Genomic DNA, 13,809 nt, shown 5'->3' on the forward strand with positions numbered 1-13,809 from the left:
CGCAACGTGGTCGGCTTACCAGCGTGCCTCGTCCGTGCCGAGCGGTCCGGCCGGCCGCTCCCAGCGCATTGATGATCCTTCGACTGTCACGGCCGGCTTCAGGCGCAGGGCCGGTCCCCAAGCCGTATCTTCCGGATCGTTCGTGAAGTCTTCCGCGCCGATGGCCGGCATGGGCGGGCCGCCGTCAAAGGACTGCAGTTCGGTGAGCAGTGTCGCGACCCGGGCCAGAGAGGTGCGCCAGCATGATCCCCGCCCGTCCGCGAGCCGCCGGGTCAGGCCTCGCACCGCCGCGGTGGCCAGAAGATAGCCGGCGGCATGGTCGAGCGCCTGGACGGGCAAGGGTCTGGGCCGGTCGCCGCCATGGCGGCGCATCCCTTCGGCGGCGATCCCGCCGCTCATCTGCACCAGACTGTCAATACCCGCCGGTTCCTCCAGGGGCCGGTCCAGCCATAGGCATCCAGCGACACATCGACCAAGCCGGGGCGGATGCGCTGCCGGGTTTCGAGGTCGAGCCCCAGCCGTTCGAGGGCGTCGGCACGATAGCCGTGCACCAGCAGGTCGGCCCGGGCCAGCAACTCCGTGAAGTGTGCCCGCTGGCCGGGGGCGCGCAGGTCGAGGCGGGTACGGCGCTTGCCGAGCGTCATTTCAGGAAGAAGGGCAGGTTCGTCCCACCAGGGCGGGTCGATGCGCAGCACTTCGGCTCCGAAGCCGGCGAGGAACCGCGTGGCGGTCGGTCCGGCAAGGACGCGGGTCAGGTCCAGCACCTTCACGCCGGTCAAAGGCCGCTCCGGCAGGGCAGGGGAGCGGACAGTGTCGGATGCCTCCTGCGCCTCGAACCACAGCAGCGGCTCCCGGGCGACCGCCTGTCCTTGCGGATGGCTTCGCCAGGATGCGAGATCGCGCATCGCCGCCGCGCACCCGCCTTCGTCGACAATTGCGCTTTCCAGCCCGTCGGCGTCCCAGCGGCGGACGGCGGCGGCCACCGTTTCGCGGTCGGGCGGCGCGCCGAGACAGCGAAGGGCTGCGTCGCGATGGTGTGCAGCGTTGGTGTGAAGGCGGATCGAGCCATTCCCGGCCTCGTAGTCGCCGGCGATCGGATCCCAGGCGGGCGGCAGGCTCCAGCCCAGCGGCTTCACGGAGGTTCCGAACCACAGGGAGGCCAGACGATGGTCGACCGTCACGGACGGGCTGTGGCCGAAGGCGGCTTCCTTGAATTCGGCGACGGCCAGACCGGCCGCGGCCATTGCGGCAGTGGCCAGCGCACTGACCGCGAAGACGGAGGGAAGGTTTCCTTCGCCACGAAGCATGACCGAGCCAAGCAGTCGGTCGCCGCCGCCGGCGGCCTGCCACAACACGGCAAGGGCCGTGCGTTGCGGGGAACCGGAGTCCCCGTTCATCAGCGCCATGATTTTCTCCATTGGACGGGCGGGTTCCGGGCCGCTCCGGCTTCACTTCATCGCGGGCCGGTCATATCGTCAATCTTGATTGTTCCGATCAACTTGACGGATGGGCACGATGAAGGGCGCGCTGACGGTCTATCTGTCCGCCGAAGAGGCGGCGAAACGGCTGGGAGTGTCCCGCCAGACCCTCTACGCCTATGTCAGCCGCGGTCTGCTGCAAGCCCATCCCGCGGCGGACCCGCGGCAAAGCCGCTATCTGTCCTATGAGGTCGAACGGCTGGGGGCTGAGCGCAAACGCGGTCGGCGCCCAAAGGAGGTCGCCAAATCCACCCTGGACTGGGGAGTGCCGGTCCTGGAATTGGCGATCACGCTGATCCGGCGCGGGCGGCTCTATTACCGCGGGCAGGACGTGGTGCGTCTGGCCTCCACGGCGACGCTGGAGGAGACGGCGGCGCTGTTCTGGGCCTGCGCGGTGGAAACTGCCTTCCCGCCGGAACCGCCGGTCGCCCTGCCGGGCTATGACGCCCTGCTGCCGCATTGCGCGGGGAGTTCACCGGCCGAGGCCTTGCCCACCCTGCTGCTGGCGGCATCGGCCGACGAGGCGACAGCGTCCTGGCGGCCGACCGATGGACGGTTCTTCGAGAGTTGCGGCAGCCTGCTGCGCCTGCTCTTCGCGGCGGCCCTGCGCACCCGGCCGAGCGCTGCACCGCTGCACCGGCAATTGGCGGGCGCATGGGAACTGGACGAGGCGGGGGCCGATCTCGTCCGCATGGCGTTGGTTCTGTGTGCCGACCATGAGTTGAACGCCTCCAGCTTCTCGGCGCGCTGCATCGCCTCGACCGGATCAAGTCTGCGGGCGGCGGTCGTCGGCGGACTTTGCGCCTTGTCCGGCAGCCGGCATGGTGCGACCACCACGAGGATCGAGCATTTCTGGGCAGGACTGACGGAAAGGGAGGCCGTGGCTGCCCAGATCGAACGGCAGCTGGCCGCGGGCGAGAAGATTCCGGGCTTCGGCCATCCGCTCTATCCGGGCGGCGATGTCCGCGCCAAGGCGCTGCTGTCCCGGCTTCTGCCGGACTTCCCGGCGGCGGCGGACCTGCTGAGTGCCGCCCAAGGGCTGACCGGACAGGCGCCGACAATCGACATCGCCCTGGTTGTCCTGCGGCGGCATCTCGGATTGCCGGAGGGGACGGCCTTCACGCTGTTCGCCCTCGGCCGCGCTGCCGGTTGGATCGCCCAGGCGATGGAGCAGCGGGCTACGGACCATCTGATCCGCCCCCGCGCCATCTACACAGGGGTGCAACCTGACGAGTCCGGTGGCGATGCCATGGCGGATGAGGCGTGAGCCAACTATCCCGCCAGAGTCATCCCCATTTCCCAGAAATCCGCCTCCAGCCGGCTGGCCTGCCGGAAGATGGTCAGCAGCCGGGGGAAGCGCGCTTCGGTCATGCCGTCGGCGGCCAGCCGGTCGAGGTTCTCCCGCGCCGCCCGCGCCACCTCCTGATAGGCATCGCCGGCATATTCGGCGATCCAGACGCGATAGGGGTTGGCGTCGTCGATAGCACCCGGCACTGCCGCCAGCCGGCGGCCGATCTCGGCATAGCCGATGATGCAGGGGCTGAGCGCGACATGCAGGTCCAGCAGGTCGCCGCGCAAGCCGGTTTCAAGCACATAGCGGGTGTAGGCCATCGTCGCCTTGGACTCCGCCGCCTGTTCCAGCTCGGCGGCCGGCAGGCCCCAGCCGGCGCACAGGCCGACATGCAGGTCCATCTCCATGTCGAGGATCGCCTTCAGCACGTTCAGCGAGGCCCGCATCTCGCGCAGGTCGCGGCCCTTGTAGATGGCGAGTGCATAGGCGCGGGCGAAATGGATCAGGAACAGGTAATCCTGCACCAGATAATGGCGGAAGCATTCCTGCGGCAGCGTCCCGTCGCCCATCCCGCGCACGAAGGCATGGTCGACATAGGCCGACCAGTCCGGCTGCGCCCCGGCGACGAGCCGGTCGAACAGGTCGGGGGTGGAGGAGGACGGGGGCATGGCGGCGGTCTCCGGTGTCGCTGACGAAGTTGGGCCGCCACTCTACCCGCTATTCGCCGGTTTGCAGCAAGGCACCGCGCACCCGCGCTTGGTGGAAGGCATAGAGGAACACGGCGATGCCGCCGGCCATGTAGACCATGTTCAGCCCGACCGCCCAAGCCAGATGGTCCCAGCGCAGCGTGCCGTCGAACACCAGCGCCCGCATGCCCTCGAACACATGGGCCGACGGCAGGGCGAGCGCCACCGGCTGGAGCCAGGCCGGCAGGACCGACACCGGGTAATAGACCGTGCTGACCGGAGCCAGCATGAAGACGACGATCCAGGCCAGCCCCTCCGCCCCCATGCCGTAGCGCAGGATCAGCGCCACGATCAGCAACCCCAGCGACCAGCCCAGCACGATCAGGTTGGCGAAGAAGGCGGCGAGCGGCAGGCCGAGCGCGAAGACCGAATAGCCGAAGAAGGGAATCGCCAGCCCCGCCGCCGGCAGCACGCCGATCAGGGTGCGCAGCAGGCTCATGGTCATCAGCGCCGTCACCCACTCGCCGGGGCGGAGCGGGCTGACGAACAGATGGCCGAGGTTGCGCGACCACATCTCTTCCAGAAAGGAGATGGAGACGCCGAGCTGGCCGCGGAACAGCACGTCCCACAGCAGAACTGCGGACCAGCACGCCGGCACCCTGCGCCACCCAGCCGCTGCCGCCGCCGCTGGATGAGGCCATGAACTGGTTGATGTAGCCCCACAGGATCATCTGCATGGCTGGCCAATAGGCCAGCTCCAGGATGCGCGGCCAGGACCCGCGCAGCAGGTACCAGTAGCGCAGCACCATGGCGCCGACCCGGCGCAGCGAGAAATCCGCGCGCGGGGTCGCCAGTTCATTCGGCTGCATCGGCGGTCTCCCCGGTCAGGATGCGGTCGTCGGAGGCGCGGGCGATGTCGAGGAAGACCTCCTCCAGCGTCTGGCGGCCGTAGCGGGCGAGCAGCGCCGACGGCGCGCCGCGGTCGACGATCCGCCCCTGCCGCATCATCAGCACGCTGTCGCACAGCCGTTCCACCTCCAGCATGTTGTGGGAGGCCAGCAGGATGGTGGCGCCGGTGCGCAGCCGGTAGCGTTCGAGATAGGTGCGGATCCAATCGGCGGTGTCCGGGTCGAGCGACGCCGTCGGCTCGTCCAGCAGCAGAAGCTCCGGGTCGTTCAGCAAAGCCTTGGCCAGCGCCACGCGGGTTTTCTGCCCCGCCGACAGTCCGCCCGACGGCCGATTCAGAAAACGCGACAGGTCAAGATGCTCGGCCAATTCTTGGACGCGCTTTTTGACGCATGTCAAACCGTAGAGGTGGGCATAGACGGTAAGGTTCTCCCGCACCGTCAGCCGATGGGGCAGTTCGACGTAGGGGGAGGAGAAGTTCATGCGCGGAAGCACGGCATGCCGATGGCGCGCCATGTCGACGCCCAGGATCTCCACAGTCCCGGCCGTCGGCAGCAACAGCCCCAGCAGCATCGAGATGGTCGTCGTCTTGCCCGCGCCGTTGCCGCCGAGAAGGCCGGTGACGCTGCCGCGCGGCACGGTGAAGCCGATGGCGTCGACCGCCGTGACGTCCCGCCCGTCCGGGGTGGGGAAGCGCTTGGTCAACCCCTCCGCCCGGATGGCGGGGGCGATGGCCGGGGCAATGGCGGGTGTGGCCGGCTGCTGTGGGATGGTTCGTTCGGTCATGGGCACAGAATATGGCGGCAAGCGCCGCAACCGCCAGGGGCATGCCGTCCGGAGACAAGGATCATGGTGACGCTCGCCAGCGCGCTGACCGGACCGGTCCCGGCCTCCCCGGCGCCGCCGCACTGGGCGCAGCCCGACGGCCGCATCACGCTGCGCACGCTGATCCTGATCCGCTGGGTTGCGGTGCTCGGGCAGCTGGCCGCGGTGACCTTCGTCAATCTCGGGCTGGGCTTCCCGCTGCCGCTGGGGCCGGTGCTGGCCGCCATCAGCGCTTCGGCCCTGCTGAACGTGGTGGCGATGACCCAGCGCGGCGGCCGGCTGCGGCTGGCCGACCGCGACGCGGCGCTGTATCTCAGCTACGACATGCTGCAGCTGACGCTGCTGCTCTATCTCACCGGCGGGTTGAGCAACCCCTTCGCCATCCTGCTGCTGGCGCCGATGACCGTGGGTGCGGCCATCCTGTCGCGCTACAGCACGGTGCTGCTGACCGGGCTGAACCTGATCTGCCTGACGGCGCTCGCCCTCTGGCACTTCCCGTTGCCGTGGGAGGAGCCGGTGCGCTCGATGGCGCCGCTCTATGCCTTCGGCGTCTGGCTGTCGCTGACGGTGTCGTCGGTCTTCATCGCCGGCTACGTCTTCCGCGTCGCCGCGGAGGCGCGGCGCTTCGCAGATGCGCTCGCCGCCTCGCAGGTGGCGCTTGCCCGCGAACAGCGGCTGGGTGCGCTCGGCGCGCTCGCCGCCGCCGCCGCGCACGAGCTGGGCTCGCCGCTCGGCACCATCGCCGTGGTGGCGAAGGAACTGGCGCGCGACCTGCCGCCGGACAGCCCCTATGGCGAGGATGTCGAGCTTCTGCAAAGCCAGGTGATGCGCTGCCGCGAGATCCTGGCCGATCTGGCGCGCAAGCCGGAGGCCGATGGCGGCGACCCGTTCGAACGGCTGCCGCTGACCGCGCTGATCGAGGCCGCCGCTGCCCCGCACCGTCTCGGCCACATCGATTTCGCCGTGGAGCCCCACCCGGTCGGCGAGGCGGAGGAACCTTTCCTGCGCCGTAGCCCGGAGATCATCCACGGCATCGGCAACTTCATCCAGAACGCCCACCAGTTCGCTCGCCACAAGGTGACGGTCGCCGCCGCCTGGGACGGCTGCTCCGTCACCATCACGGTGATGGACGACGGCCCGGGCTTCCCCTCCCACCTGCTGGGCCGCATCGGCGAGCCGTACCTGTCGGTGCGCGGCGAGCGCTCCGGCCCCAAGGGGCAGGCGGGCGGCGGGCATATGGGCCTCGGCATTTTCATCGCGCAGACGCTGCTGGAGAAGACCGGCGCGACCGTGCGCTACACCAACAATCCGCCGGACGGCACGCCGCCCGCTGAACAGGCCGCCGGCGGGCACTCCAATCAGGGCGGAGCCGGTGCGCGGATTTCCGTGCGCTGGAAGACCATCAACGCCAAGAAATGAGGTTTCACGGTGGACACCCTCAAAACATCCGATGATCTGCTGTCGGGCGATGCCGTCAAACTGACATTCACTGGCGACGTCACCCGCAGCCTCCTGATCGTCGACGACGATGCCCCCTTCCGCACGCGGCTGGCCCGCGCCATGGAGAAGCGCGGCTTCAACGTCGTCGCGGTCGACAGCGTCCAGCTCGGCATCGAGGTGGCGCAGGAATCGGCCCCCGCCTTCGCGGTGGTCGACCTGCGTCTGGGCGACGGCAACGGGCTGGACGTGGTATCCGCCCTGCGCGACGCCCGTCCCGACGCCCGTGTCGTCATGCTGACCGGTTACGGCAACATCGCCACCGCCGTCGCCGCGGTGAAGGCCGGCGCCGTCGACTACCTGCCGAAGCCGGCCGATGCCGACGCGGTGGAATCGGCGCTGCTGGCCGACGGCCGCCCGCTGCCCCAGCCGCCGGAAAACCCGATGTCGGCCGACCGCGTCCGCTGGGAACACATCCAGCGCGTCTTCGAACAGTGCGACCGCAACGTGTCGGAAACCGCGCGCCGCCTGAAGATGCACCGCCGCACGCTCCAGCGTATCCTGAACAAGCATGCCCCGCGCGCCTGAACCGGTGCGGTTCTCCAAAGTGGTTTTAAGGTGACACGCGAACGGCCCGTCCCCGGAAAAGGGCGGGCCGTTCGCGTGTGTGGATGCACTTTCAACTGCCGTTTGCCGGCGCCGTTCCCGCTTTACGCGCGGGCCAGCATGCCGGCCGCGATGGAGTCGCATTTGGAAGCGGTCTCCTGATCGGCCCAGGGATCGGGCACCGGCATGGCCGGACCATCTTCAAGGAACTCGATCATCCGCCTTTCGATCCGCAGCAGCACTTCGCGTGCGGGCAGGCTGTGGCATTCGCGGCTATGGTCGCGGATCTGCCGGATAACCCTGACTGTGGCTGTTTCCTGACGGTACGGCACGACCTGATCCTCCGTCCAAAGAATGAGTAATCCTATACCCTTTTTCATAATCTTTATAGCATAAAGTTGGTGATACGTATCTTTACCATAGGCTTTTAGTAGTAGCCTCTTTCCGCGCCGTCCTCGCTCCCGCCTCTGATCAATCAGAAACACCCGTCAGTGGCCGCAAGGTGAGCTGTGACAACGTTCATCGGCGCGGCGCGTGCGCGATGGCAGGGGAACGTTCATCTGCCGGCCGGCGTTGGCTGAATGGGCCTCACAACCCGGTTCCTGCATTTTCAAAGTCGGGGAAGGCATGGGGATCTTTTCGAACGCGTTGGTCCGTTCGAACGTCATGCCACCTGTCCTTACGGGTAACCCCCTTTATACCCCGCCCTGCATCGACGGTTCATACTGCACTGCAACAGGGTCAGGAAGGCTACCCACTGCGCGCCCATTGCTCGCCGCATGCACTGGATGGCCGATGCAACGGCTGGACTAACACTGCGTTTCAGCCAATCGGACGAACCGCCGAGCCTTCCCACCGGACAGCATCCGCTGCCCGGAATGGAGGGTCGGGCAAACGGATGGTCCTATGGCCGCGCTTTCTGGTCGTTACGCGAGGAGGACCCTTTGGCCACCCAGGAACTTCAGGAACAACCCCGACGCAACAACCCTGAGTCTCGGCGGGGCCCCGGGTCCATGTCGCCCGGCATTTCGTACGATCTGTCGGCCAGCGCCGCCAGCGCGGTGCGCCGGACCACGGGGTTGTTGCGGCGGCACAAGCTGCTGATCGGTACGGTGATCGTGGTCGGCACCGGGTTGGCGGCCCTGGTCGCCTTCCGGATGACGCCGCTCTACACCGCCGAAACGCTCATCATGGTGGAGCACCGCAAGAACACCGTCCTCAACTTCGAGGGCGTGGTGTCCGACATGACCCCCGACATCAGCGCGCTGCAGAGCGAGGTCGCGATCCTGAAGTCGCCGGCCTTCGCCGAAAAGGTGGTGGCGAAACTCAAGCTGATGAACGATCCCGAGTTCAATGCCTCGCTGCGTCCGCCGCCCCCCGGATGGGTGTCGGCGCTGAACCCGCGCAACTGGATCCCCGACAGCTGGAAGCCGTCCAGCGGCGTGCCGCTGTCGCCGGAGGAGATCGAGCGCAACCACCTGACCTCCGTGGTCAACGCCGTGCTTGACAACACGTCGGTGCGTCCGCAGGGCCGCTCCTACGTCATCGCCGTCAGCTTCGACAGCGAGGATCCGCGCAAGTCGTCCCTGATCGCCAACACCATGGCCGACCTCTATCTGGTCGATCAGCTCGACGAGAAGTTCAAGGCGTCCAAGCGCGCCACCCAGTGGCTGGAGGAGCGGCTGACCGACCTGCGCAAGGAAGCGCAGACCACCGGCGACGCGGTGGAGAAGTACCGGACCCAGCATGGCCTGACCACCTCGTCCAACAACGAGAGCACGGTGGTCGGCCAGCAGCTGAGCCAGCTGAACGCCGACTATATCCTGGCCCGCACCAAGCGGCAGGAGGCGGAGACCAAGTTGCGCGACGTCACCGCCATGGCGAATTCGCCGCGCGGCGCCTCGGCGGTGGGCGACGTGATGGGCTCGCCGCTGATCCAGGCCCTGCGCGAGCGCGAGGTCGATCTCCAGCGCCAGATCGCTGACGCCACCAACCGCTACGGCACGAAGCACCCGATGCTGCAGGCCCTGCAGAGCCAGCTGCGCGACCTGCAAGGCCAGATCAAGGCCGACGTCGGCAAGATCGTCTCCAACCTCAGCAACGAGGTGGAGCTGGCGAAGGGCCGCGAGCAGGGGCTGAAGGCCAGCCTGGACCAGGCCGAGGCCAAGCAGAACGAGCAGCAGCAGGCGACCGTCGGCCTGCGTACGCTGGAGCGCGACGCCACCACCGCCCAGTCGATGTACGAGGCGCTGCTGACCCGCTCGCAGCAGATCGCGACGCAGAACGACATGCGCCAGCCCGACGCCCGCATCGTGTCGGAGGCATCGATCCCGCTCGACCCGTCGCAGCCGAACCGCAAGCTGATCCTGCTGCTGGCGCTGGTGGCGTCGGGCACGCTGGGCGTGCTGCTGGCCATGCTGCGCGAACGGGCCGAGAGCGGATTCCGCAGCCCGCACCAGTTCGAGACGGCGACCGGCGTCCGCAGCCTCGGCATCGTGCCGCGCATCCCGCGCTTCGGCGGGTCGCCGGCCGCCTATGTGGTGGACAAGCCGATCTCCGCCTTCGCGGAATCGATGCAGAACCTGCGCACCTCGCTGCTGCTCGCCAATCCGGACGGGCGGCACCGGGTGATCCTGTTCAGCTCCTCGGTTCCGGGCGAGGGCAAGAGCTCCGTCGCCGCGGCCTTCGCCCGCACCTGCGCCAACGCCGGCCAGCGGACGATCCTGGTCGATTGCGACCTGCGGCGGAAGTGCCTGCACGAGATGCTGGGCATGCCCAACAACCGCGGCCTGTCGGAGGTCTTGGCCGGAACCGCGACGCTGGAGGAGGTGATCCAGGTCGATCCGCGCACCGGCCTGCACGTCATCTCCGCCGGTCATGGCCGGACGCTGCCGCAGGACACGCTCGGCTCGTCCAGCATGCATCAATTGCTGTCGCGCCTGTCGGTCAATTACGACCGCATCGTGCTGGATTCGCCGCCGGTGCTGGCGGTGTCGGAAGGCAAGCTGCTGGCGGCCCTGGCCGACCAGACCGTCTTCATCGTCCGCTGGGGCATGACCAAGCGCGGCACCGCGATGGCCGGGCTGAAGGAGGTGATCGAGGCCGGCGGCGAGGTGGTCGGTGTCCTGTTCAGTCAGGTCGATACCCGGCGCCATGCCCAGTACGAGTTCCCGGACAGCGGGCGTTACCACGGCTACCGCCGCTACTACGCGAACTGACGACAAGGTCTCTCGGCCGGTTAAAAGCCGGCCGAGGATCTTTTGCGCAGTGCGTCACGATTCTATCAACCACCGAAGAGCCCATGAATGTCCGCTGGACACCGCATCTTCCGGAACATCCGCGCCCTTGCCGCCGCGAAAGCGGCGACGATGGCGAGCGGGCTGGTCACCGCAGCCTGGACCGCGCGGGTTCTGGGACCGGACAGTTTCGGCGTGCTGGGCTTCGGCACCTCGCTGATGGCCTATGCGGCGCTGTTCGTGAACATGGGCCTGTCCACCTACGCCATCCGTGAAATCGCGAGAAATCGCGAGCAGGACGACCACCGCGAGCGGGCGGCCGAGCTGTCGGAACATGTGCTGACCCTGCGCACCGTCCTCGCCCTGGTGGTGGGGGCGATCTATGCGGCCTTCGTCCTCTCGCTGGATAAACCAATGGAGGTGAAGGCGGTTCTTCTGGTGCAGGCGGTCCAGTTGCTGGGGAACGCCCTGGTCCTCGACTTTGTTTATCAGGCGACCGAAAGGATGGGGGTGATCGCCACGCGCGAGATCGGCACCTCCATCGGCTCGATGCTTCTCGTCTTCCTGCTGGTGCGTGGGCCTGAGGACGCCATCACCGCAGCCGCCATCACCGGCGGTTCCATCACCGTCAACGCGCTGGTGATGATCGGCCGCTTCCGCCGCGACTTCGGCCATCTGCGCCCCAGGGTCGACCTGAAGGTGTGGCGCGAGATCCTCACGGCGGCGACGCCGATGGCGGTCGGCGTCTTCGCCTGGGCGATCTTCACCCATCTCGACGTGGTGATGCTGGGTTTCCTGGCTCCGCACACCGAGGTCGGCTGGTACAGCGCGGCGGTGAAGATCCAGACCCTGGCCAATCTGGTCGGCAACATTGTGATGAACGCCTTCCTGCCGCAGCTGGCCGCCGCCTATGGCGAACTCGGGCCGATGCGGGACCGGATGCGGGCCTATGCCGGCGTCATGCTGGCGGTCGGCGGGCTGGTCATCGCCGGCGGCTTCGCCCTGGCGCCGTCCATCCTCGGCACGCTGTTCGGCGATGCCTACGCCCCGGCGACGCTGGCTCTGCGCCTGCTGATGCTGGCCTCGGCGGTGGTCTACGCCAACATGATCCTGGGCAATCCGCTGCTCGTCTGGCACCGGCAGACCGGTTACATGGTCGCCATGCTGTCGGGCGGCGCGCTGAACGCCCTGCTGAACATCTGGTGGATCCCCCGCTACGGCATCGAGGGCGCCGCGATGGCGACCTTCACCGCGGAGCTGGCCGCCACCGTCGCCATCGCCTGGATCCACCGGCAGACGGTCGGGGAGCTGTATGGCGGGATCGCCGCGCGGGCTCTGCTGTGCGCCGGCACGGCCATAGCCGCGGCGCTCGCGCTCGACAGCTTCGCCGCCCCGCTGTTCGACCGGTTGCCAGCGCTGGTGCATTTCATCGCCGGCAGCGTGGCGATGGTCGCGGTCTATGCGGCGATGGCCGTGCTGACCGGACTGGTCCACCTGAAACGGCTGCGGCGGCTGACCAGCGCCACGGCCTGAGAGGGGCGGGTCGTGGCTGGATGGATGGTTCAACCCTCAATTCTGCAAGGCCGGGTCGAGGGATACCGGCAGCAGGAACGGAATGCGCCTATTGCACCACTTTCGAACGTCTCTGTTGGTGCCTCCAAGCATTCATTTGGCCGCGACGGGGGTTAGTACCATTAATACGGCAGAGATCTGCAATCATGGTCTTTTCATCGGACGGTGATTTCTGAAACACTTCGCGCTGCACAACGCCGGTAACGAGGTACTTCATCGTCACGGCGAAGTCACAACAAGAAAACAATTTCGAATTTCGAGGTTTCTCCGTCTGCCTGCTTGGCAACAGGGCATGGCACGCGGGGCGTCTCCAAACTCTAAGGCCCCCGCCGCCGGTGGCGGGGCCTCAGCAAACGGCAGGAGCGACGATGCTTCCCAAGACTTTTTCCGATCGTAACGTCTGCGTCCTCGGGCTCGGCTATGTCGGCCTGACGCTGGCGGTCGCGATGGCGGACGCCGGCTTCCAGGTGCACGGGGTCGAGGTGCGGCAGGACGTGCTCGACAAGCTCGGCCAGGGCAACCCGCACTTCCACGAGCCAGGCCTGACGGAGAAGCTGCGCCACGTCATCGCACGCGGCCGGCTGACCTTCAGCCGCAGCCAGGAGGATTGCAGCAAGGCCAGCGTCTTCATCATCACGGTCGGCACGCCGCTCAGCAAGGACGGCCGGGTCCGCACCGACATGATCGAGGCGGCGACCCGTCAGGTCGCCGGCAGCCTGCATGACGGCGACCTGGTCATCCTGCGCTCCACCGTGAAGCTGGGCACCACCCGCAACGTGGTGGCGCCGATCCTGCGCGCCACCGGCAAGAAGTTCGACATCGCCTTCTGCCCGGAGCGCACCCTGGAAGGGCAGGCGCTGCTGGAGCTGAACCAGCTGCCGCAGATCATCGGCGCCGAAAGCCTGGACGTCGCCACCCGTGCGGCCCAGATCTTCGGCTTCCTGACGCCGACCACCGTCAAGGTCTCCACCCTGGAGACGGCGGAGCTGATCAAGCTGGTCGACAACACCTACCGCGACGTCACCTTCGCCTTCTCCAACGAGATCGCCAAGCTGTGCAACGCCATGGAGATCTCGGCGGTCGAGGTGGCGCGCGCCGGCAAGCTGGGCTATCCGCGCACCAACCTGCCGCTGCCCGGCCCGGTCGGCGGCCCCTGCCTGGAGAAGGATCCCCACATCCTGATCGAGGCGGCGCGCGAGGTCGGCGTCGAGATGGCGATCACCGCCGCCGGCCGTCTGGTCAACGAAAGCCAGCCCATCGAGGTCGCCGACTTCCTCGGCAAGCTCGCCAACTCGATGCAGGGCTTCCCGGAGGTGCCGACCATCAGCCTGATGGGCCTCGCCTTCAAGGGCCGTCCGGCGACCGACGATTTGCGCGGCACGATGGCCAAGCCGGTGCTGGAGGAGCTGCGCCAGCGCTTCCCGACCGCCCGCCTGCGCGGCTTCGACGCCGTGGTGCGCCCCGACGACATCCGCAGCTTCGGGCTGGAGCCGGCGGCCAACATGGCCGAGGCGGTGTCCGGCGCCAATCTGGCGGTGATCCTCAACAACCACCCGGTCTTCACCTCCATGCCGCTGCCGGATCTGGCCCTGCGGATGGACCGTCCGGGCGTGATCTACGACTTCTGGAACAACTTCAACAGCCGTGACGTCGACCTGCCGGACGGCACCGCCTACGTGGCGCTCGGCAGCCATGGCGCCGCCCGCTACGCGCATGTGGCCTGACGATATCCGGGCCTGCCGCGGGCTGGCCGCAGAAGGAATTTGACTGAC

9 protein-coding genes and 2 pseudogenes are annotated in these 13,809 nt (G+C 67.8%); 6 read left to right on the forward strand and 5 right to left on the reverse strand.

Going from position 1 to position 13,809, the window contains the following annotated elements; translation table 11 throughout:
* Positions 1–15: 15 nt before the first annotated feature.
* Positions 16–1,418 (reverse strand): annotated as a pseudogene (locus ABNQ38_RS37250) (CoA transferase).
* A 109-nt stretch (positions 1,419–1,527) separates the two neighbouring features.
* On the opposite strand from ABNQ38_RS37250, the gene ABNQ38_RS37255 reads away from it, so the two are divergent.
* Positions 1,528–2,745, forward strand: a complete 1,218-nt coding sequence (locus ABNQ38_RS37255) for a citrate/2-methylcitrate synthase (RefSeq protein ID WP_377811949.1) — start codon at positions 1,528–1,530, stop codon at positions 2,743–2,745.
* A gap of 5 nt (positions 2,746–2,750) precedes the next feature.
* Here ABNQ38_RS37255 and tenA read toward each other — a convergent pair whose 3' ends face one another.
* The 3 genes and pseudogenes from tenA to ABNQ38_RS37270 form a co-directional block, all read right to left on the reverse strand.
* On the reverse strand, positions 2,751–3,437 hold the full coding sequence (gene tenA, locus ABNQ38_RS37260; RefSeq protein WP_377811484.1) for a thiaminase II: 687 nt from the start codon (positions 3,435–3,437) through the stop codon (positions 2,751–2,753).
* A gap of 49 nt (positions 3,438–3,486) precedes the next feature.
* A pseudogene (locus tag ABNQ38_RS37265) lies at positions 3,487–4,324 on the reverse strand (ABC transporter permease).
* Complete coding sequence (locus ABNQ38_RS37270; RefSeq protein ID WP_377811485.1) at positions 4,311–5,147, reverse strand: ABC transporter ATP-binding protein; 837 nt, start codon at positions 5,145–5,147, stop codon at positions 4,311–4,313. Before ABNQ38_RS37270 ends, ABNQ38_RS37265 begins: the two are co-directional and overlap by 14 nt.
* Before the next feature lie 63 nt (positions 5,148–5,210).
* On the opposite strand from ABNQ38_RS37270, the gene ABNQ38_RS37275 reads away from it, so the two are divergent.
* Positions 5,211–6,605, forward strand: a complete 1,395-nt coding sequence (locus ABNQ38_RS37275) for an ActS/PrrB/RegB family redox-sensitive histidine kinase (RefSeq protein ID WP_377811486.1) — start codon at positions 5,211–5,213, stop codon at positions 6,603–6,605.
* 36 nt (positions 6,606–6,641) lie between these two features.
* Complete coding sequence (locus ABNQ38_RS37280) at positions 6,642–7,211, forward strand: ActR/PrrA/RegA family redox response regulator transcription factor (RefSeq protein ID WP_109452816.1); 570 nt, start codon at positions 6,642–6,644, stop codon at positions 7,209–7,211.
* A 122-nt stretch (positions 7,212–7,333) separates the two neighbouring features.
* Here the strand turns inward: ABNQ38_RS37280 and ABNQ38_RS37285 are convergent, their stop codons facing one another.
* A complete protein-coding gene (locus tag ABNQ38_RS37285; RefSeq protein WP_377811487.1) occupies positions 7,334–7,561 on the reverse strand; it encodes a hypothetical protein in 228 nt (75 codons plus the stop codon).
* 681 nt (positions 7,562–8,242) lie between these two features.
* Between ABNQ38_RS37285 and ABNQ38_RS37290 the strand changes: the two genes are divergently transcribed.
* The 3 genes from ABNQ38_RS37290 to ABNQ38_RS37300 all read left to right on the forward strand — a co-directional run bounded on the left by ABNQ38_RS37290 (position 8,243) and on the right by ABNQ38_RS37300 (position 13,761).
* Positions 8,243–10,447, forward strand: a complete 2,205-nt coding sequence (locus tag ABNQ38_RS37290; RefSeq protein WP_377811488.1) for a GumC family protein — start codon at positions 8,243–8,245, stop codon at positions 10,445–10,447.
* Between the two features lie 87 nt (positions 10,448–10,534).
* Entirely contained in the window at positions 10,535–11,998 is a 1,464-nt protein-coding gene (locus ABNQ38_RS37295) for a flippase (protein WP_377811489.1), read from the forward strand.
* Positions 11,999–12,405: 407 nt separating this feature from the next.
* Positions 12,406–13,761 carry a nucleotide sugar dehydrogenase gene (locus ABNQ38_RS37300; RefSeq protein ID WP_377811490.1) on the forward strand — a complete coding sequence of 452 codons (1,356 nt, stop codon included), beginning with the start codon at positions 12,406–12,408 and terminating at the stop codon, positions 13,759–13,761.
* Positions 13,762–13,809 lie beyond the last annotated feature (48 nt).

Origin of the sequence: Azospirillum sp. A29, from assembly GCF_042604625.1 — a bacterium.
In the GTDB taxonomy this organism is placed as follows: Bacteria; Pseudomonadota; Alphaproteobacteria; order Azospirillales; family Azospirillaceae; genus Azospirillum; species Azospirillum palustre.